Source organism: Halomonas llamarensis (genome assembly GCF_023555005.1).
Lineage (GTDB): Bacteria > Pseudomonadota > Gammaproteobacteria > Pseudomonadales > Halomonadaceae > Vreelandella > Vreelandella llamarensis.
Window position 1 is genome coordinate 115,277 of sequence record NZ_JAMJPJ010000003.1, and the last position, 19,359, is coordinate 134,635.

The 19,359-nt window shown below is 54.4% G+C and carries 19 protein-coding genes and 2 tRNA genes; 12 read left to right on the plus strand and 9 right to left on the minus strand.

The annotated features are described in order from the left end of the window. Positions 1-74 precede the first annotated feature (74 nt). Complete coding sequence (locus tag M8006_RS03605) at positions 75-656, minus strand: lytic transglycosylase domain-containing protein (RefSeq protein ID WP_250080093.1); 582 nt, start codon at positions 654-656, stop codon at positions 75-77. Further along, positions 628-2,358, minus strand: a complete 1,731-nt coding sequence (locus tag M8006_RS03610; RefSeq protein ID WP_250080094.1) for a proline--tRNA ligase — start codon at positions 2,356-2,358, stop codon at positions 628-630. Before M8006_RS03610 ends, M8006_RS03605 begins: the two co-directional genes overlap by 29 nt. Positions 2,359-2,589: 231 nt before the next feature. Between M8006_RS03610 and M8006_RS03615 the strand changes: the two genes are divergently transcribed. Continuing rightward, positions 2,590-3,021 carry a hypothetical protein gene (locus M8006_RS03615; RefSeq protein ID WP_250080095.1) on the plus strand — a complete coding sequence of 144 codons (432 nt, stop codon included), beginning with the start codon at positions 2,590-2,592 and terminating at the stop codon, positions 3,019-3,021. 28 nt (positions 3,022-3,049) lie between these two features. Here the strand turns inward: M8006_RS03615 and M8006_RS03620 are convergent, their stop codons facing one another. Beyond that, the gene (locus tag M8006_RS03620; RefSeq protein ID WP_250080096.1) at positions 3,050-3,823 is read right to left on the minus strand and encodes a glycerophosphodiester phosphodiesterase family protein; all 774 of its coding nucleotides are present in this window, start codon (positions 3,821-3,823) and stop codon (positions 3,050-3,052) included. Positions 3,824-3,953: 130 nt separating this feature from the next. Here M8006_RS03620 and M8006_RS03625 point away from each other — a divergent pair, with 130 nt between their 5' ends. Continuing rightward, the gene (locus M8006_RS03625; protein ID WP_250080097.1) at positions 3,954-4,931 is read left to right on the plus strand and encodes an NADPH:quinone reductase; all 978 of its coding nucleotides are present in this window, start codon (positions 3,954-3,956) and stop codon (positions 4,929-4,931) included. 131 nt (positions 4,932-5,062) lie between these two features. Here the strand turns inward: M8006_RS03625 and M8006_RS03630 are convergent, their stop codons facing one another. Then, the gene (locus M8006_RS03630) at positions 5,063-5,989 is read right to left on the minus strand and encodes a MurR/RpiR family transcriptional regulator (RefSeq protein ID WP_250080098.1); all 927 of its coding nucleotides are present in this window, start codon (positions 5,987-5,989) and stop codon (positions 5,063-5,065) included. A gap of 294 nt (positions 5,990-6,283) precedes the next feature. Here M8006_RS03630 and M8006_RS03635 point away from each other — a divergent pair, with 294 nt between their 5' ends. From M8006_RS03635 to dcd, 5 genes are all read left to right on the plus strand, one after another. After that, positions 6,284-7,129 carry an enoyl-CoA hydratase/isomerase family protein gene (locus M8006_RS03635; RefSeq protein ID WP_250080099.1) on the plus strand — a complete coding sequence of 282 codons (846 nt, stop codon included), beginning with the start codon at positions 6,284-6,286 and terminating at the stop codon, positions 7,127-7,129. Positions 7,130-7,191: 62 nt separating this feature from the next. Beyond that, the gene (locus M8006_RS03640; RefSeq protein WP_250080100.1) at positions 7,192-9,354 is read left to right on the plus strand and encodes an acetate--CoA ligase family protein; all 2,163 of its coding nucleotides are present in this window, start codon (positions 7,192-7,194) and stop codon (positions 9,352-9,354) included. Further along, positions 9,354-10,154, plus strand: a complete 801-nt coding sequence (locus M8006_RS03645) for an enoyl-CoA hydratase-related protein (protein ID WP_250080101.1) — start codon at positions 9,354-9,356, stop codon at positions 10,152-10,154. Before M8006_RS03640 ends, M8006_RS03645 begins: the two co-directional genes overlap by 1 nt. 121 nt (positions 10,155-10,275) lie before the next feature. Beyond that, positions 10,276-11,076, plus strand: a complete 801-nt coding sequence (gene apbC / locus M8006_RS03650; protein ID WP_250080102.1) for an iron-sulfur cluster carrier protein ApbC — start codon at positions 10,276-10,278, stop codon at positions 11,074-11,076. Between the two features lie 10 nt (positions 11,077-11,086). Further along, complete coding sequence (gene dcd, locus M8006_RS03655) at positions 11,087-11,653, plus strand: dCTP deaminase (RefSeq protein WP_250080103.1); 567 nt, start codon at positions 11,087-11,089, stop codon at positions 11,651-11,653. 69 nt (positions 11,654-11,722) lie between these two features. On the opposite strand, the gene purN is transcribed toward dcd, so the two are convergent. Together purN and purM are read right to left on the minus strand one after the other, a co-directional pair. Continuing rightward, positions 11,723-12,466: a phosphoribosylglycinamide formyltransferase gene (gene purN / locus M8006_RS03660; RefSeq protein ID WP_250080104.1), complete on the minus strand. Its 744-nt coding sequence runs from the start codon at positions 12,464-12,466 to the stop codon at positions 11,723-11,725. Then, positions 12,463-13,530 (minus strand): phosphoribosylformylglycinamidine cyclo-ligase, encoded by a 1,068-nt coding sequence (purM, locus tag M8006_RS03665; RefSeq protein ID WP_250080105.1) that lies wholly within the window; start codon positions 13,528-13,530, stop codon positions 12,463-12,465. Before purM ends, purN begins: the two co-directional genes overlap by 4 nt. A 175-nt stretch (positions 13,531-13,705) precedes the next feature. On the opposite strand from purM, the gene M8006_RS03670 reads away from it, so the two are divergent. Together M8006_RS03670 and hda are read left to right on the plus strand one after the other, a co-directional pair. Further along, the gene (locus M8006_RS03670; RefSeq protein ID WP_250080106.1) at positions 13,706-14,824 is read left to right on the plus strand and encodes an AI-2E family transporter; all 1,119 of its coding nucleotides are present in this window, start codon (positions 13,706-13,708) and stop codon (positions 14,822-14,824) included. After that, positions 14,821-15,525 carry a DnaA regulatory inactivator Hda gene (gene hda / locus M8006_RS03675; protein WP_250080107.1) on the plus strand — a complete coding sequence of 235 codons (705 nt, stop codon included), beginning with the start codon at positions 14,821-14,823 and terminating at the stop codon, positions 15,523-15,525. Before M8006_RS03670 ends, hda begins: the two co-directional genes overlap by 4 nt. Before the next feature lie 64 nt (positions 15,526-15,589). Here hda and M8006_RS03680 read toward each other — a convergent pair whose 3' ends face one another. Next, positions 15,590-15,964, minus strand: a complete 375-nt coding sequence (locus M8006_RS03680; protein WP_250080108.1) for a phasin family protein — start codon at positions 15,962-15,964, stop codon at positions 15,590-15,592. Positions 15,965-16,221: 257 nt separating this feature from the next. Between M8006_RS03680 and M8006_RS03685 the strand changes: the two genes are divergently transcribed. From M8006_RS03685 to M8006_RS03695, 3 genes are all read left to right on the plus strand, one after another. Continuing rightward, entirely contained in the window at positions 16,222-17,598 is a 1,377-nt protein-coding gene (locus M8006_RS03685; RefSeq protein WP_250080109.1) for a class II fumarate hydratase, read from the plus strand. A 96-nt stretch (positions 17,599-17,694) separates the two neighbouring features. Next, a tRNA-Val gene (locus M8006_RS03690) sits at positions 17,695-17,771 on the plus strand. A gap of 45 nt (positions 17,772-17,816) precedes the next feature. Beyond that, positions 17,817-17,893: transfer RNA gene (locus M8006_RS03695), tRNA-Val, on the plus strand. Positions 17,894-17,981: 88 nt separating this feature from the next. Here M8006_RS03695 and M8006_RS03700 read toward each other — a convergent pair. Next, positions 17,982-18,458 carry a GAF domain-containing protein gene (locus M8006_RS03700; protein ID WP_250080110.1) on the minus strand — a complete coding sequence of 159 codons (477 nt, stop codon included), beginning with the start codon at positions 18,456-18,458 and terminating at the stop codon, positions 17,982-17,984. A gap of 75 nt (positions 18,459-18,533) precedes the next feature. Further along, positions 18,534-19,325: a MetQ/NlpA family ABC transporter substrate-binding protein gene (locus M8006_RS03705; protein WP_250080111.1), complete on the minus strand. Its 792-nt coding sequence runs from the start codon at positions 19,323-19,325 to the stop codon at positions 18,534-18,536. Positions 19,326-19,359: the final 34 nt, after the last annotated feature.

Genomic DNA, 19,359 nt, shown 5'->3' on the forward strand with positions numbered 1-19,359 from the left:
AAATGCCCAAAAGTCAGGTTTTCGAATTAACGGTTATCGTAGATAAATCAAAATAAAATTAACAATAAGGCACCCTAGCGCCAGTTTTTTCGCCATTCCTGAAGCACCCGTTCGGGATACCACGTCTCTCCAAGGCTTCCGTTATAGCGCGCAAGCGCTCGGGTAAAATCGCCCCTTTCAACGGCTAAATAGTGTGCCAAGATAGTGCAACCGTAGCGTAAATTGCGCCGTGGGTCTTTAAGATCATCGGCAGGCACGCCGAGCTCATCAATCCAGAACGGCATAATCTGCATGAGTCCAACGGCACCGGCAGATGAGATGGCGTTGGCATCAAAGCCACTTTCAACTTGAATGAGTGCCAGCACTAAGGTCGGTGGTAAATCGGCTAATCTGGCTTCCAGGTAGATACGGCGCAGTAAACGATCGCGTTTGGCAGCGTCAGCGATGAAGCGGGTTAAGGCAGGTGCCATGCGTTCAACCCAGCGCTTTTTTTGCTGTTGGTCGGTGTTGATATGTGATTCAGACGCAGCTTCGAACGTGGGGCGAAGTGCTGTCTTGCTGGCTGGCTCAGACGCTTGCGGCGCTAGGCTTATGAGCCCACACGCCGCAAGCAAAAGCCATAGGCTATTACGCTTGTGCAAGCCCGGCTTTTTCACGCAGAAAGTCGCTCACTTGCTCAGCAGGAATCATCGTGACGTCGGTATCGCGGCGGCCTTTGTACTCTAGCTCGCCGTTATCCAGGCCGCGATCACCAATCACGATACGGTGTGGAACGCCCATCAGCTCTAGATCGGCAAACTTAACGCCAGGGCGGGTATCGCGGTCGTCTAAGAGAACGTCGAGCCCGGCGGCGGTTAACGTTTGGTAAAGACGTTCAGATTCTTCGCGTACGCGCTGTGATTTGTGTGCGTTCATCGGCACCAGGGCGACATGGAACGGTGCGATGGCGTTGGGCCAGATGATGCCTGCTTCGTCGTGATTCTGCTCTATGGCGGCGGCGACCACACGGGTTACGCCAATACCGTAGCAGCCCATCCACGGGTGGCTGGTTTTGCCGTTATCGCCAAGAACCGTGGCGTTCATCGATTCAGAGTATTTTTGCCCCAGCTGGAAAACGTGGCCGACTTCGATGCCGCGTTTAATCGCAAGCTTGCCCTTGCCGTCGGGTGAGGGGTCGCCTTCGACCACGTTGCGAAGGTCTGCCACTTCCGGCAGCGCGGCGTCGCGCTCCCAGTTGATGCCGAAGTGGTGCTTGCCATCGGTGTTAGCGCCTGCGCCAAAGTCGCTCATTAGCGCCACGCTGCGATCGATGATAATCGGCATGTCGAGGTTCACCGGGCCAAGTGAGCCAGGACCTGCGCCTACCGCGGCGCGAATTTCTTCTTCAGATGCCATGGTCAGCGGCGCGGCCACGTCAGGATGGTTTTCCGCTTTCACGTCGTTTAGCTCGTGATCGCCACGTACCAGAAGCGCAATCAAGCCGCCTTCCGCGGCATGTACCATCAGTGTTTTTACGGTTTTTTCAATCGGCAGCTTGAACTGTTCAACCAAGGTGGCGATGGTTTTGGCATCCGGTGTATCGACAAGGCGAAGTTCTTCGCTGGGGGCGGCGCGCTCTGCGTTGCTGCCTAGAGGCGCGGCAAGTGCCTCGGCTTTCTCGATGTTAGCGGCGTAGTCGGACTCGGTCGAGAAGACAATAGCGTCTTCTCCAGAATCGGCCAGCACCTGAAACTCATGGGAACCGGTCCCGCCGATGTCGCCGTTGTCAGCTTCGACGGCGCGAAAGTCGAGCCCTAACCGGGTGAATATCCGCATGTAGGCGTCATACATCACCTGGTACGAACGCTTAAGCCCAGCCTGGTCGACATCGAATGAGTAGGCGTCCTTCATGATGAATTCGCGCGAGCGCATCACGCCGAAACGTGGACGGGTCTCATCGCGGAACTTGGTCTGGATCTGGTAGAAGTTGGCCGGGAGCTGCTTGTAGCTAGCGATCTCTTTGCGCACCAAGTCGGTGATCACTTCCTCGTGGGTGGGGCCGACGCAGTAGTCGCGGTCATGACGATCCTTGAGTCGCAGCAGCAGGTCACCGTACTTGTCCCAGCGGCCAGACTCCTGCCACAGCTCGGCGGGTTGCACTGCCGGCATTAGTACTTCCTGGGCACCGGCGCGATCCATCTCTTCGCGCACGATGGTTTCGACTTTACGCAATGTGCGCAGTCCCAGTGGCAGCCAAGTGTACAGCCCTGAGGTTAAGCGACGGATCATCCCTGCACGCAGCATCAGCTGGTGGCTGATCACTTCTGCATCGGCCGGGGTTTCTTTAAGAGTAGCAATGAGTAATTGGCTGGCGCGCATGGGGTTAGGTATCCCTTGATATTCTTAGCAGTGGATGTGAAGCCGTGATCGGTGGGCTTGCCGATGTAAGCTGGCAACGAACAAGTGCCGACATTGTACGGCGAAGCGTTGACAGCGGCAAAACTCAAACGTCTGTTAGGCTGTGCTAGTATGTTGGTGTTTTTAAGCGTATTGGTAAAATCTGTTTTAGAAACTGTTTTGAAAACCGTTTTGCCTTGATGAGGAAGAGCTATGCAAGCGCGGTATCGCTGGTTAAAAGGCGCAGTTGTTGCCACCTGTGTGGTGGCATTAAGTGGCTGCGGGACGCTTTTCTATCCTGAGCGTAAAGGGCAGATGAGCGGCAATGTGGATCCGGTCGTGGCCATTGCCAACGGTGTTGGCTTGCTGTTCTTTATTGTACCGGGGGTAATCGCCTATGCCGTCGATTTCTCAAACGGAACCATCTATCTCCCTAGCCGTGACTCGGCCTCACTTGACGTTGAGCGCCTAAAAGATGTCAACGACGTAGTCGCACTGGAAACGCTGCTGTCGCAAAAGGCCGGGCAGCCGGTGCGACTGAATAACGAGCTGCTCATGGTGGAAGAGGTCGAAAGCCTCGATGTTGCCATGGCGATGGTGCGTATGTCCGGCGTATTAGACGACGAGAAACTCGCCACCATGTAGATGAAGCTAACGTTAGCGCCAGTATATTTCATCGATTTGCCTTATCTTGTTGGCTATTTAGGTAGCGCTGAAACGTCGCCGGGTCATCCGTAAACGCGCTTGAAACACCCCATGCCCAGTACGGGTGAAACGCACTTGGGTCGTTGACGGTGTAGCAAAGGAGTTGGTAACCCGCGACGCGTACCGCGTTGGCGTGATGGCGTGACAACCGTGGCCAGTGGCAATGCACGCTATAAGCGTCGATGGCCTCGCACTGAGATCGCCAGTTGGCAGGTAGTGCACGAAAGAGTGCGCCCAATGCGAGTTCCTGTGCATTGGCGTGTTGGCGGCAGCGTTTCAGCGCTTGAATATCAAACGATGAAACAAGCAACCGTTCGGGCGATAGTGCTGACATCAATAGGGGAATGACGCGGTCGACCAGTGCTTCGCCGTCACGGCCTTGGTTGACTTTAAGCTCTATATTAACTCCCATGGTGAGCGTGTCTAAAAGCGCCAACATGGATTTCAAACTGGCCATACGCTCTCCGCGAAAGGTATCGCCAAACCAACTGCCCACGTCAAGCTGGCAGGCTTGCGACCAGCTTAAACGGCTTATATCTCCCTGCCCATCCGAGCAGCGCGTAACGTCTTTGTCGTGCCAAATAACCGCTGTGCCATCGCCAAGAAGTTGCACGTCAAGCTCTACCCAGCGCGCACCTATATCATGCGCAGCTTTAACGGCGGCCAGGGTGTTTTCCGGCGCCGCAGACGAATAACCGCGGTGAGTAATTAAGGCGGGCAGTGAGATTTCTGGGTGCATCATGAACGTTCCATTAGCCGTCGGCGATCAATATAGCCGGAGTTTATCATGCGCATTGTTACCGCCGCGTTGCGCAGCCGTCTCGACAGCGTTAGCGTGCAATACTTCCCAATAAAAAAGGAGCTCCACCTGTATGTCTCAACGGATTCAGTTTACTCAAACCGGCGGTTCAGAAGTGCTTGAACTGGTCGAAGCAAGCCCAGATGCGCCAGCGGCTGGCGAAGTCCGTATTGCCAATAAGGCGATTGGCCTTAATTTTATCGATATTTATTTTCGCACCGGGCTTTACCCTGCGCCCGCTATGCCCTCGGGTTTAGGCACCGAAGGCGCTGGTGTGGTGGATGCGGTGGGCGAGGGCGTGACCCATCTGAAAGAAGGCGACAGGGTAGCTTACGCCCAAGGCCCGCTGGGGGCATACGCCGAGCACCATACGCTCCCCGCCGCCAAAGTCGTTACACTGCCCGATTTTGTTGATTTTGAAACCGCGGCGGCCAGTATGCTGAAAGGCCTAACTGTGCAGTATTTGCTGCGCCAAACCTATGAACTCAAGGGCGGCGAAACCATTTTGTTTCATGCCGCGGCCGGCGGCGTTGGCTCGATTGCCTGTCAGTGGGCTAAGGCGTTAGGCATAAAGCTGATTGGCACGGTCAGCTCCGCCGAGAAAGCCGCATTGGCGGAAAAAAACGGCGCCTGGGCGACTATCAACTATACCGAAGAGGATGTCGTGGAGCGCGTGCGCGAGCTAACCAACGGTGAGATGTGCGACGTCGTTTACGACTCGGTGGGTAAAGATACCTGGGAAATGTCGCTGGACTGCCTGAAACCGCGTGCCTTGATGGTCAGCTTTGGCAACGCGTCCGGACCTGTCGATGGCGTGAATATCGGCATTCTTAATAAGAAAGGCTCGCTTTTTGTTACCCGCCCCAGTTTGAACGGTTACGCGGATACCCGTGAGCGCCTTGAGATGATGTGCGAAGATTTCTTTGCCATGCTCGAGAGTGGCAAGATCCATATCGACGTGACCAACCGCTACCCACTCGCGGAAGCAGGCAAGGCGCAGGATGCCTTGCAAAACCGTAAGACTACCGGATCAACCGTGTTATTACCCTAATAGAGTTGCCCTAAAACGCAAAACCGCCCTCGCAAGGCGGGGGCGGTGGGCGAACAGGCTATTCTTAGGCTAAGTTAAGCAGCGAGGCAACCAGTACTGGGAAGCGTAGCACAAGTGTGCTTGCATCACCGCTAGTCCACGTCGACATAGGCACCCATGTGGCGCATGCGTTGCTCAAATGTCGAAACGTTGTCGACCAAATCGTTAGGGCCGAAGGCGACACATTCCGCCAAAATCGCTTCGATCAGCGTAATCGCTGATAGAATCGAGGGGAAGAAGTGAGGGGTCGCATTGGCGACGTTGAACGTGATTTGCGCGCCCGGCACCAGAGGGGATCGCATAGTGTCCGTCACCACGATGGCTTTTACCCCGTTAGCACGGGTGACGTCTAGCGCTTTAACCGTTTCGGCACAGTAAGGTTCAAAGCCGAAAACGACCACCACATCGTCCTCATCAAAACGGTCAAGCTCGGTCAAAAGCCCGCCTTCTAAGCCGCGAATGAGATGGATATCCGGTATGGCGATGCGCCCTACATAAGCAAAGTGGTAGGCGCATGCAAAGGTATCGCGAAACCCAACCACTGCCACTTGTCGTGCCCCTAGAATCATCTGGGCGGCCTCGCGAACGCGTGATTGATTATCAGCGGTAAATAGACGACCGATATTATAGAACGCGGCATCACCCACATCGAGAAACACTTGGTCATCGGTGTGACTGGCTAAGTTACGTAACTGGCTGGCACGCCCGGAAAACTCAACAGGCCCTGCCTGCACCGCCGACTGGAACACTTCGCGAAAAAGTTCGTAGCTTTCAAACCCGAGTCTTTTGGCCAGGCGGACAAGCGTAGAGGGAGTCACTTTTGCGGCGGCGGCGGATTTACGAATCGATTGAAAGGCAATATCGAGTGGGTGATCTAGAACATAACCTGCAGCCAGCTTTAGCTGAGGGCTAAGGTCTGGGTAAGCCTCTGCCAGCTGTTGATTAATCTCATCTGGGCGTACAGAGCGTGTCGTATCGGACAGGGACTCTGCTGGGTCATGCTGAGTAGGGTTTGACATACATGGCTCCTCAATCCTCGGCAGCATGCGAAAAAGTGGGGCATTGTAACCTACGACCAGCACGGAAGGCAGCGCTGTATCGAGCGTGGAGGGGGGGGGGTGGCACATTTGTTTCGCTGATGTATAGTAACGATACATATGTATTGACTAAGCATGATGTCCTGGAATACGATGCGAATAATACAAACGTATTCAAAAAAGTTATTTTTGATACAAATGTTTTGAAAAGCACGTTGGCTTCTTTGCAACGTCCATTCATGCTTAACGATTCATTGCGGGCCTTTTACTACCTTTATGCCGATTCACGACCTCTCACACGTCCCATCTCGCCTTACGCTGACAGCCGATGCGATACCACCCTATGAAACGCTGCTGGTTTGTTTGCATGAGCAGGTGCTCGAAATTCGCTTTAATCGCCCGCACCGGCTCAATGCGGTGGTGGAAGTACTTTATACCGAGCTGCTTAATGCACTCGCCTTGGCTGAGCGGGCGGAAAATGTGCGTGCCGTGGTGTTAACCGGCGAGGGACGAGCATTTTGCGTTGGCGCTGATATGAAAGCGCATGGCGGCGCTGCGCGCACACTTTATCAGCGCCGCCAGTATTTACAGTTGGGCAACGATGTGTGTGAAGCGATTTATCGGCTGAAAAAGCCCGTGGTGGCCGCGGTCAATGGTTACGCCTTGGGTGCTGGGGCAGAAATAGCGGTGGCCTGTGACTTTATTGTGATGGCTGAAAACGCACAGATCGGTTTTCCCGAGACGAGTATTGGTACCTGCGTAGGCGGTGGCGTCTCGAAGGTTTTACCACAAATGGTCGGGCTCACGCAGGCGCGTCGGCTGCTGTTCACCGGTGAGAAAATTACCGGCACAGAAGCAGCGCGTATTTCAATGGCTCTGGCCGCTTACCCGCAGGATCAGCTGCTTGCCGAAGCCCATGCGCTCGGCGCAAAGCTCGCCAAGCAGGCACCGGTGTCGATGGCCATGCTCAAGCGGTTGGTAAATGTTAGTAGCGCGAACGATGTCGAGAGTCATCTTCAGCAAGAGTTAGACGCCATTTTCACCTGCTCGGCCACGGATGACTGGCAGGAGGGCGTGGATGCTTTTGCACAAAAGCGAATGCCGAACTTCCAAGGCCGTTAACCCTGTTTGTTTTTATCGACTCAATACATCCTCGCTGTATAGCAAAAGTTAAAGGTTTAGGCATGAATCCGATTGAAGGCCACCTTCCCCTGCGTAGCCCGCTTCACGATATTCTAGCGCCCACCGGTATTGCCGTGGTGGGGGCGTCTGCTGACCCAACCAAACGCGGCTATAAAGCCATGGTGGGGCTAATCAAGGACGGTTACCAAGGCGAGATTTACCCCGTTAACCTCAAGGCCGATAAAATTTTAGGGGTGAAAGCCTGGCCATCGGTGATGGAGATTCCAGGGAATCCAGCGCTTGCGCTGATTTGTACGCCAGCGTCGACCGTGCCGGAGTTGGTAGCCGAGTGCGGCCGCCGTGGCATCAAAGGCGCGGTGATTCTCGCCAGCGGCTTTGGCGAAACGGGGGAGGCGGGTGCAAGCCTTGAGCAGGAAATGATGGCCAAGGCGTGCGCTCATGGCGTGCGCATTATTGGCCCGAATACCTCGGGGATGTTCAACCTGCATCACCGAGTGAACTTACTTGCGCTGAATAACGTCAAGCCAGGCGATATCGGTATTGTCTCGCAGTCGGGCAATATGCTGTTGTCGCTGGCATTGGAGGCGCAGCATAACGGCCAAGTCGGCTTTAGCACTTATATTGGCCCGGGAAACCAGAGCGATATCGGCTTTAATGATTATCTGCGCTATCTCGGCGAGGATGAGCACACTCGTGTGGCCACGCTTTATGTGGAAGGCTTTCGCGATGGACGCAAGTTCCTGCAGGTTGCCCGCGATGTGACGGCGATGAAACCGGTGGTGGTGTACAAATCGGGCGCCACTGAGCAGGGGCAAAAGGCTGCTAGCTCGCATACTGGGGCACTGGCGGGCAGCTATCAAATGACGGTAGACCTGCTGCGTCAGTCTGGCGTGAGCGTGGTGCAGTACTCCGATGAAATTCTCCCGGTGGCCGAAGGCTTGGGCCTTTTACAAAAAGCGCGCGGCAAGCGGGTGGCGGTGATCGCCGATGGTGGGGGGCAGGCCACGATTGCCTCCGACCGCTTAGTCGAAGCCGGGCTAACGCTTGCCGAGCTCTCGGATGATACGCGTAACAAACTGCGCGATATTCTGTTCCCGCAGGCGTCGACCACCAACCCTGTGGACGTTGCGGGCACATCGGATGCCAACCCGTCACTGCTGGCAACGTGCATGGAGATTGTCGCCGCCGACGATAATGTCGACAGTATTTTTCTCGTTGGGATGTTCGGCGGCTACAGCTTGCGCTTTGCCGAGTCACTGCTGGGTGACGAGATGCGCGGCGCCGAGGCGATGGTGGATCTCTCAAAGAAAACGGCAAAACCGCTGGTGGTTTACAGCCTTTATGCGCCGGTCAAACCGCCTGCACTTCGGCGCTTACATGAAGCGGGCCTGCCGGTTTATACCTCAATCGAGCATGCCGTGCGAGTACTGGCAGCACTCGGTGAGCGTGGTGAGTATCTAGCGCAATGCGCTACATTGATGCCTCAAAAGCAGGCGCTGCCCACGGAAAAGGGTCGAGCGTTATTTATCCAGGCGCAAGCTCAGAGGCGTGATTTTTTAGAGTTTGAAGCAAAAATGCTGCTGGCAGAGCACGGTATTCGCGTACCGGTCGAGCACGTCGTTCGCCGTGCCGACGAGCTTGGCGACATTGCCTGTGAGTTTGGCGCTCAGCCGTTGGCGATGAAGGTGGTATCGAAAGATATTTTGCATAAATCCGATGCGGGTGGCGTGAAGCTCAATCTGGCGGGTGAAGCAGCATTGCAGAATGGCTTTGATCAGATCATGGCGTCAGCGCGGGCCTATGATGCCAACGCCGATATTGAGGGCGTATTGATAACGCCCATGGCGCAAAAGGGCGTTGAGGTGATCATCGGTATGATACGGGACCCGATTTTCGGCTCGGTGTTGATGTTTGGCCTTGGCGGCGTATTTGTCGAGATTCTTGAAGATGTGGCTTTCCGCGCTATACCCCTTAGCCATCATGATGCCGCCTCAATGGTGGAGCAAATCAAAGCGAAGAAACTCTTTGAAGGCGTGCGCGGGGCATCAGCAATTGATAAAGAGGCACTTGTTGAGCTTCTGCTCAGCGTATCGCGTATCGTTGAAGCTTACCCGCAGATTGCTGAACTCGATCTCAACCCGGTGATTGCCTACCCCGATGGTTACGCCGTGGTGGACGCGCGAATTATTGTTAAGGAGTCCTAATGACACTACCGACGCTACAAGATGCCACGTTGACGTTAGAGCATCGCATCGCGACGTTAACCCTAAACCGCCACGATGTACGTAACGCCTTAACCGGGACGGCGCTGGTTGACGATATTGTGGCGGTGGCCGAATGGGTCAACCGCTGCGACGACGTATCAGTACTCTTGATTACTGGCTCGGGTTCCGCGTTCTCTGCCGGTGGAAACGTTAAAGACATGGCCAACCGCGGGGGTGATTTTGCTGGCAATGCTGCTGAAGTGGCCGAGCGCTACCGCCGTGGTATTCAACGCATACCGCTAGCATTGCAAGACGTAGAGGTACCGATCATCGCGGCGGTGAATGGCCCGGCGATTGGCGCGGGCTTTGATCTGGCCAATATGGCGGATATCCGTATTGCCTCACGCAAGGCGAAGTTCGGCGAGACATTTCTTAATCTAGGCATCATTCCCGGCGATGGCGGTGCTTGGTTTATGCAGCGTTTGATCGGTTACCAGCGCGCGTTTGAGCTTACGCTTTCCGGCCGCATCATCGACGCCGAAGAAGCAAAAGCCTATGGCATTGTGCTAGAAGTGGCCGAGCCAGAAGCGCTGATGGATGCGGCATTGGCACATGCCGAGCGTATAGCCGCGAAGCCGCCCAAAGCCACGCGGCTGACCAAACGGCTGATGAAAATGGCGCCCAATATGGAGCTGAAAGGCTTTCTTGACGTCTGTGCCACCTTTCAAGGCATGTGCCATAACGAACCGGAACATTTAGACGCCGTGAATAAAATGCTGGATAGCATGGCGAAAAAATAAGCGCTAAAAATCACGTATTTTCCCGTTCGCTTTCCGTTAGTGCCTTCGTCAGTTTATGAATGAGCCGCTTGCGCGTATCATCTTAAGCGAAAGCCTAATCAATTGACGAGGAGTGCCACGAATGGAAGGGGTGAAGCATATTGTCGCCGTTGCCTCGGGCAAAGGTGGCGTGGGTAAATCCACGGTAACGGTTAATTTAGCCCTGGCGCTGTCGGCGCAGGGCTACCGCGTAGGCGTGTTGGACGCCGATATTTATGGCCCCAGCCAGGCGCAAATGCTCGGCGTGAAAGAAGGCGAGCGCCCTCAGGCCGCAGGGGAAGATAAATTTTTCCCGCTTGAAGCCCACGGCATTCAAGCTATGTCGATGGCGTTTTTGGTCAATACCCGCGAGCCCATGGTGTGGCGCGGCCCCATGGTCGTTGGTGCCTTTCAACAGCTCTTAAACCAAACTCAGTGGGATAATCTTGACTTTCTGCTCATCGATATGCCCCCCGGTACGGGTGATATTCAGCTGACGCTCTCTCAGCGCGTGCCGGTGTCTGGGGCTGTTATCGTCACAACACCGCAGGATATTGCGTTGCTGGATGCGCGTAAGGGTATCGAGATGTTCCGCAAGGTTAACGTGCCAGTGCTTGGTATCGTCGAGAACATGAGCACCTATCACTGTGAAAATTGCGGCCACGAAGCGCCCATTTTTGGTACCGGTGGGGGTGAGCGGATTGCAGACGAATATGAAACCCAGGTGCTTGGGCGCTTACCGCTGAGTCTGTCCATTCGTGAACTAGCGGATTCCGGCAATCCGAGTGTGATATCTGAGCCAGATAGCCCCGTGAGCCAAACATTTGGCGAGATCGCTAAGCGTGTCGCTTCTGAGGTAGATGGCGCCGCCGAGCAAGGCCCGACGATTTCTTTTAGTGAGTGATAGCAACACAATGAGCATTAAATCGGATAAATGGATTCGTCGCATGGCCGCCAGTGATGCCATGATTGAGCCTTTTGAAGCACAGCAGGTACGCTACGTTGATGGTCAGCGCGTGATCTCATACGGCACATCAAGCTATGGTTACGATGTGCGATGCGCCGATGATTTTAAGGTGTTCACCAATATTCACTCGGCGGTGGTCGACCCGAAAGGGTTTGACGATAAGAGTTTTGTCGATGTGAAAGGGGATGTCTGCGTTATTCCACCTAACTCTTTCGCGCTAGCGCGCACGGTAGAATATTTCCGTATTCCTCGCAGCGTGCTGACCATTTGCTTGGGCAAATCGACTTACGCGCGCTGTGGGATTATTGTCAACGTAACGCCGCTTGAGCCCGAGTGGGAAGGGCACGTAACGTTGGAATTTTCCAATACTACTAACTTGCCAGCCAAAATCTACGCCAACGAAGGCGTGGCGCAAATGCTCTTTTTGGAATCCGATGAGATTTGCGAAATGTCCTATAAAGACCGGGGCGGTAAGTACATGGGCCAACGGGGCGTGACACTCCCTCGAACCTAAAAAGCAAAGCAACACAACACATAACGGCGCTTAGCGACGAAACGCTCAAGCGCCGTTGTTGTGTTTGGCTTAGGTATAATCGTTGAGCTCGTCAAGCTCCTCTGCGGCGTCTTCATGGCTCAAGCGCAGGCCCTGTGGTGGCAGCGCGGTGCCGTCGAGTGTGGCTCCCGTCCCGCTATACTGTAGACGGCCGTGTAAAAACCAGCCGATCGCAATAGGGAAAATCAAGTGCTCGCGGGCGTGGACTTTCTCTTTTAGCGTCTCGATGGTGTCATTGGTGCTCACTTTTAGGGCTGCCTGAATCACCACCGGGCCGCCATCGAGCTCTTCGGTCACAAAATGAACGCTGCAGCCATGTTCTGATACGCCATCGGCAAGCGCTTGAGCATGGGTATTTAGGCCCCGGTAGGCGGGCAGCAGCGATGGGTGAATATTGAGCATTCGCCCGAGAAATCGCTGTACAAAGCGCGGCGTCAAGATGCGCATAAAGCCGGCGAGCACAATGAGGTCAGGCTCGTGACGCTCGATGACTTTGATCAAAGCGCCGTCGTAAGCCTCGCGGCTATCGTATTCTCGGTGCGGTAAAGCCACTGCGTCGATGCCAGCGTCTCGTGCGCGCTTTAGGCCATAAGCATCGGCCTCGTTAGCGATAACCGCCACAATCTCGCCGCCCAACCGGTCATGGGATTGTGCTTCGATCAGCGCTTGCAAGTTACTGCCGCTACCGGAAATCAGCACCACAACGCGGCGCGCGTCCGTGGCTTCGGGTTCTATCTCTTTTAACGTATCGCTGGTGTAATCGGTGCTGCTCATGCGGGAAGATTCTCCAACGTCACGGCGTCGTCTTCACGCGCCACGATATTGCCAAGCGTGTAAACCGTTTCGCCTTGGGCTTGCAGGTGCGCGCGAGCTTTGTCGGCGTGGGCCGGCGGGACAACGATCACCATGCCGATGCCGCAGTTGAGCACTCGGTGCATTTCAGTTTCGTCAACATTGCCTTGAGTTTTCAACCAGTTGAAGACCTCAGGGCGTTGCCAGCTGGCGATATCGATGTGCGCGGCTAAGTGTTCGGGCAACACGCGTGGAAGGTTTTCCAACAGCCCACCGCCGGTGATATGCGACAATGCATGGACGGGCGTATCCGTTTCGCGCATTAGGGATAGCAGTGGCTTGACATAGATGCGCGTTGGCGCCATCAGCGCTTCGCTTAGCGGCTTGCCATCGATGGCGGTGTCGAGCGGTGCTTCATTCACTTCAAGGATTTTGCGAATCAGCGAATAGCCGTTGGAGTGTGGGCCGGATGAGGCAAGGCCCAAGAGTACGTCACCATCGCTAACGTTACTGCCGTCTAAGATGTTCGCTTTTTCGACAACACCCACGCAGAAGCCGGCGAGATCGTAGTCGTCACCTTCGTACATGCCCGGCATTTCGGCTGTTTCACCACCCACAAGCGCGCAGCCTGCTTGCTCGCAACCGGCCCCGATGCCTTCGACAACGTCGGCGGCGATATCCACGTTGAGCTTTCCCGTGGCATAGTAGTCAAGAAAGAGCAGTGGCTCGGCACCGGCAACAATCAGATCATTAACGCACATGGCGACAAGGTCGATGCCGATGGTGTCGTGTTTGCCAAGGTCCATCGCAAGGCGTAATTTTGTGCCCACGCCGTCGGTGCCCGATACCAACACCGGCTCTTTATAGTTTTTGGGAAGCTCGCACAGAGCGCCAAAACCACCGAGGCCACCCATCACCTCTGGGCGTGAGGTACGCTTGGCTACGTGCTTAATACGGTCAACAAGGGCGTTACCCGCGTCAATATCAACGCCCGCATCCTTGTAGCTTAGCGAGGGTTTGGTGGATGAAGAGGGGGTCTCGGTCATAGCAGATCCTGTGGTGCAAAAAATATCGATGAAAGTAACGATGCTAATGCTGGCGGATAGCCAGCGCCAATGCGGTATAAGCCAAATTGTAACACCCAGCGGCGTTAGCCGCATCGCTCCAAGCAGCGTAACACGACAGGCTAGTCAGCCTTTTGGTTCATGGAGGAGTCGCTGAATGCGTCATTCTTGGTGGGGAATCCTGCTGTTAGTGGTTATCGCAGGATTTATCTATTTGCTCGATGCGGTCCTTATGCCGTTTGTGACCGGCATGATTCTGGCTTATTTGGCCGATCCGATGGCCAATCGCTTTGAATGCTGGGGGATGAAACGCCCCCTGGCCGTGACGAGTGTTTTTTTGGTGCTCTCGCTGATTTTGGTCGTGAGTTTGCTGATTGTGGTGCCGTTGATCATTCAGCAGGTGAAAGAGTTAGGCGAAGTGCTCCCGTCCATTTTGCAATGGGTGGAAGTCACGCTTGCCCCTCAGCTGCAAGCGTGGACAGGCTACGATCTGCAAACGGAAGTGGCGAATCTTCGCGAAATTTTGGTCCAGAACTGGCGTGATGCTGGGGGCTTTTTAGCGCAGGCGCTAGAGCAGGTAGGCCGCTCTAGTATGGCGCTGGTCTCTTGGGTGACGTATGTGGCCTTGGTCCCCGTCGTAACGTTTTATTTACTGCTTGATTGGGACCGCTTAATTAACAATATCGCCAATCTGATTCCCCGCCAGTGGGTCGAGGATACGTATCGGTTGGTCGCCCGCTGCGATGAAGTGCTTTCGGCTTTTTTGCGCGGACAGCTGCTGGTAATGCTGTGTTTGGGCATTATATACGCGCTGGGGCTGAGTTTGATGGGACTGAACTTCGGCCTTTTGATCGGTTTTATTTCCGGGATAGCCAGCATTGTGCCGTTCTTAGGCTTTATTGTCGGGATGAGCATTGCGCTAGTCGTGGCGCTTTTTCAGATGGGCACCGTTTGGGCGATCTTGGGTGTCATTGTGGTGTTTTCCATTGGCCAAGTGATCGAGAGTGTTGTACTTCAGCCTAAACTTCTAGGTGACAAAATTGGCCTGCATCCCGTGGCGGTAATTTTTTCCGTGTTGGCGGGGGGGGAGCTGTTCGGCTTCATTGGTGTATTGTTGGCATTGCCCGCTGCGGCGGTGATCATGGTGCTCTTACGCGAAGCGTTTGATCGCTACAAAGGCAGCTCGCTTTATGATGCCGAGGCGGTGTCTGAAAGTACTGCCTCAGAGCAGCGCAAACTCAATCAGGATCTTTATGACGATAGGGGGACACCATGAGCCGAGTGCCAGCACAGTTACCCTTAGGCGTCGGGTTGCGCGATGATGCCACTTTTGAGAACTATTACACCAGTGCGACTAACGCAGCGCTGGTGCAAGCATTGGTGAGCCAAATAGCGTCCCAAGGTGAGCCGTATTTGTACCTATGGGGTAGTTTTGGTAGCGGTAAAAGCCACTTGCTTCAAGCGGCGTGTCACGCCGCATCGGATCACGATAAGCGTGCGCTCTATTTACCCTTGGCTGATTTAGGCCACTTTCCGCCGCTCATGTTAGAAGAGATTGAACGCTTAGACGTTGTCATGATCGACGATCTTGAGTGCGTTGTAGGGCGTAAACGTTGGGAAGAGGGGCTTTTCCACGCGTTTAACCGCTTACGCGATGCGGGAAAATGCTTAGTGATTGCTGCCAATGCACCACCGCGTCAGTTACCCGTGGTGCTGCCGGATCTTGCCTCAAGGCTGACGTGGGGCGTGACGTTTCATATTCATTCTTTGGATGATGACGAGTGCCTAGGCGCACTAAAGCTGCGGGCAAAAAGCCGGGGGATGCAGCTACCTAACGATGTAGGGCGCTATATTTTGCACCGCGGGCCGCGTGAGCTTAGCGAGCTATGCCGCGCATTGGAAACGCTGGATCAAGCCTCGCTGTCGGCAAAGCGTAAACTGACCATCCCGTTTGTGAAGCAAGCGCTAGGCTGGTAGGGCAACATAAAAAACCGCCAACGGTAAGCCGTTGGCGGTTTTATCAAAGCGCGGTGCGTTGAGATTAAGCCGTTTTGCTCATTTTGGTCGCTGCTTCTTGCGCTTGCTTGACGTTATCTTCGGTCAGCTTCTGGCTCTTCTGGATGAAATCCTGCTGCAAACCAACAACTTTATCCGCATCGCCTTTAACGCGCTCAGCTAGGTCTTTAGCGACTTTTTGCTGGCCTTCCATGTAAGAACGCAGACCTTCAACGTCTTTAACGTCCATGAAGCTGCGCGCCTGAGCCATGCTGGTGTCAACGTAGGCTTTGCCTGCGTCAAGCTGAGCGTTAAATATTTTCTCAGCGAAATCGACATTTAGTGCAGCAAAAGCGCGAGCCGGTGCCATGAACATGTTATCGAACTGCTGAGTCATTTCGTTAGTGTTGATAGTACGCATGATAAACCCTCCTAGGGTGATCGTTATGATGTTAATGCGAAGACCGTTGGTGTGAATATCGATGCAATCTCCGTCATGTTGCGTTGCAGTGTAGGGGTTAATTTTGTGCAGTGCAACATTATTGAGGGTGCGATGTTAAATAACTGGATAAGAGGCGGGGGGGGGCGGGGCCGCTTATCGCGCATTTGCTTACTCGGATAAGCGCGTTAGGCTGAAGAGTAACGCTTGTTTGTTTCATTGATGAAAAGGAGAACACCATGTCGACACGCATTGAACGCGATAGCATGGGAGCGTTAAACGTGCCCACTGATGCGCTTTATGGCGCCCAGACCCAGCGCGCGGTGAATAATTTTCCAGTATCGCACCAGTCAATGCCACCTGCGTTTATCCATGCAATTGCGCGCATCAAGCTCGCCGCGGCCCATACTAATCAAGCATTGGGCTTGCTCGATGAGGCACGTGCCACTGCCATTAAAGACGCAGCGCAAGAAGTCATTAATGGCAAGCATGATGTGCATTTTCCGGTGGATGTTTTCCAGACAGGCTCTGGCACATCAAGCAACATGAACGTCAACGAGGTCTTAGCCAATCTCGCTAGCCGGGTAAAGGTCGAGGTGCTGCCAAACGATCACGTCAATATGGGGCAATCGAGTAACGATGTTATCCCGACAGCGATTCACGTTTCTGCGGCAATTGACGTAGATAGCATGCTACTGCCGGCGCTAATGCACTTGCGTGAGGCGATTGCTCAACGTGCTAACGAGTTAGAAGGCGTGGTGAAAACGGGGCGTACGCACTTAATGGATGCCATGCCGTTAACCATGGCACAGGAGCTAGGCGCCTGGGTGAGTCAGCTGGATCAAGCGATTGAACGTATTGAGAGCGCCATGACACGTCTTCAACGCTTGGCGCAAGGCGGAACGGCGGTTGGAACCGGCATTAATACACCTGTCGAGTTTGGCGCTAGAATGGCTGAGCACTTGAGTGATCAAACCGGCCTTAGCTTTGTACCTAACGATAGTTTTTTCGCCAGTCTCTCGTCGCAGGATGCGGCGGTCGAACTCTCCGGGCAGCTGAAAGGCTTGGCCTGTGTGGTGATGAAGATCGCCAACGACCTACGTTGGATGAATTCGGGCCCTCTTGCTGGGCTTGGCGAGATTGAGCTTGAGGCGCTGCAACCTGGTAGCTCAATTATGCCGGGTAAAGTGAACCCGGTCATTCCTGAGTCAGCGGCGCAAGCGGCGGCGCAAGTGATTGGCTTGGATACGGCCATTACGGTTGCCGGGCAGAGCGGAAATTTTCAGCTGAACGTGATGTTGCCGCTAGTAGCCTCAAATTTGCTAACGTCTGTCACGTTGATGAGTAATACGGCGCGGTTGCTGGCAGATCGGGCGATTGCGACATTTAGCGTGCGGGAAGACCAGCTAAGCGAGCCGTTGGCACGCAACCCTATTTTGGTTACCGCCCTTAACGGCGTCATTGGGTACAACGCGGCGGCCGCAATCGCCAAAAAAGCATACCAATCCGGACGTCCGATCATCGACGTTGCCGAGGAAGAAACGGAGCTTGATCGATCAACGCTTGAGCGCTTACTGGACCCGAAAAAACTCACCGAGGGTGGTGTGCCAGAGTAAACTTGCTACACGCGGATGTTCTTATGACGGCGTTAAGCGAAAAATGCTTGCATTTCAGTCGTAAATCCGTAAAATTCTCATCCGTTGTGGAGCAGCAGGACCATAGCTCAGTTGGTTAGAGCGCCACGTTGACATCGTGGAGGTCGGCGGTTCAAATCCGCCTGGTCCTACCAGACATTGAATTTTCCACAGCCATAGTCAGTTTTCTACCGATTTCTAGGACCATAGCTCAGTTGGTTAGAGCGCCACGTTGACATCGTGGAGGTCGGCGGTTCAAATCCGCCTGGTCCTACCAAGACAACGCCCATACGCTTAGCGTATGGGCGTTTTTGTGTATTGGTTTTTTGTTCTTGGCTTGGCTGTATGCCGCGCTGTCAAAATGCTCAGCAAAAGCGGGGCAGCTCTGTGCGCTGGGTAAAGATGGCCACGAGGGATTCAAGGCCTACTTGGTCAGCCGTGCTGAAACGCGTTGGCTGGGGGCTGTCGAGATCGAATACGCCCCAAAGCGTGCCGTCTGACATAATGGGGATCACAAGTTCGGAGCGCGAGTTAGTGTCGCAAGCGATATGATCGGCTACGTCGTGAACGTCATCCACTCGTTGGGTTTGCCCGGAGCGTGCTGCAGCGCCACAAACTCCCTTGTTGAATGGAATGGGGTGACACGCTGTCTTGCCTTGAAATGGGCCGAGGCAGAGCATTTCAGGCTCGCGCTGTAGATAAAATCCCACCCAGTTGAGTTCGGGGATTTGCTCAAAAACAAACGCACTGAGTTGCGCGCTATTAGTAAGCCAGTCCCGGGTGTCTAGTAGGGCGTGGAGTTGCTTACCAAGTAAAGCATAATCGATAGGTGGTTGCGTCATATTGAGTCCTAATAACGCATCAGGCCGGCGTAATGCCGACCTGATGGATGTTCTTGAAGGCGAAGCGTTTTGCGCTTACTCGGTCCAACCAGGAACGGCCGCGCCATCGAACAGCTCTTCGGCTTTTTCGATAACGGCTTCGCTCTGGTAGGCGTCGACCAGCTGACGAATAGCTTCGCGGTCCTCGTCACCTCCGCGAACCACAATCAAGTTGACGTAGGGCGACTCTGGGCCTTCTTTGATCAAGGCGTCATCAAGGCTAAGACCGGCCGGCTGGGCAAACGTGTTGTTGATGAATGCCATGTCGACATCCGGCAGTACGCGGGGCAGCTGAGCGGCATCGATCTCGCGAAAACGAAAATTATGTGGGTTTTCCGCAATATCGATGGGGGTCGCTTCCAGGTTTTCAGGGTCGTTGAGCGTAATTAGACCGTGGTTGTGCATCAAAATTAATGCACGCCCTTCGTTAGACGGATCGTTGGGCAGCGCAATTTGGGCTCCTTCCGGTAACGCATCTATGTGCTCAAGCTTCTCTGAATAGGCACCAATCGGATACACGAAAGTGTAGCCAGCAACGGCAAAGTCGTAACCTCGATCGTTTATCATGGCTTGCATGTATGGTTCGTGCTGGTAAGCGTTGGCATCTAAGCTGCCATCTGCCAAGGCAGCATTGGGCGTGACGTAATCAGTGAACTCAATGATTTCAACGTTTAGGCCATGCTCGCGTTCGGCGATATCGACCGCGACCTGCATGACGTCGGTTTCCGGGCCAGCCACGGTGCCCACTTTAATGCTGTGGGAGTCTGCATTCGCGGCGTTGCCGACTAGGGCGAGAGCGGATAAACCGCTAATTAAAAGCTTTTTCATGTAGGTTTCCTGTTTGCAAGTTATTCCACCGCTA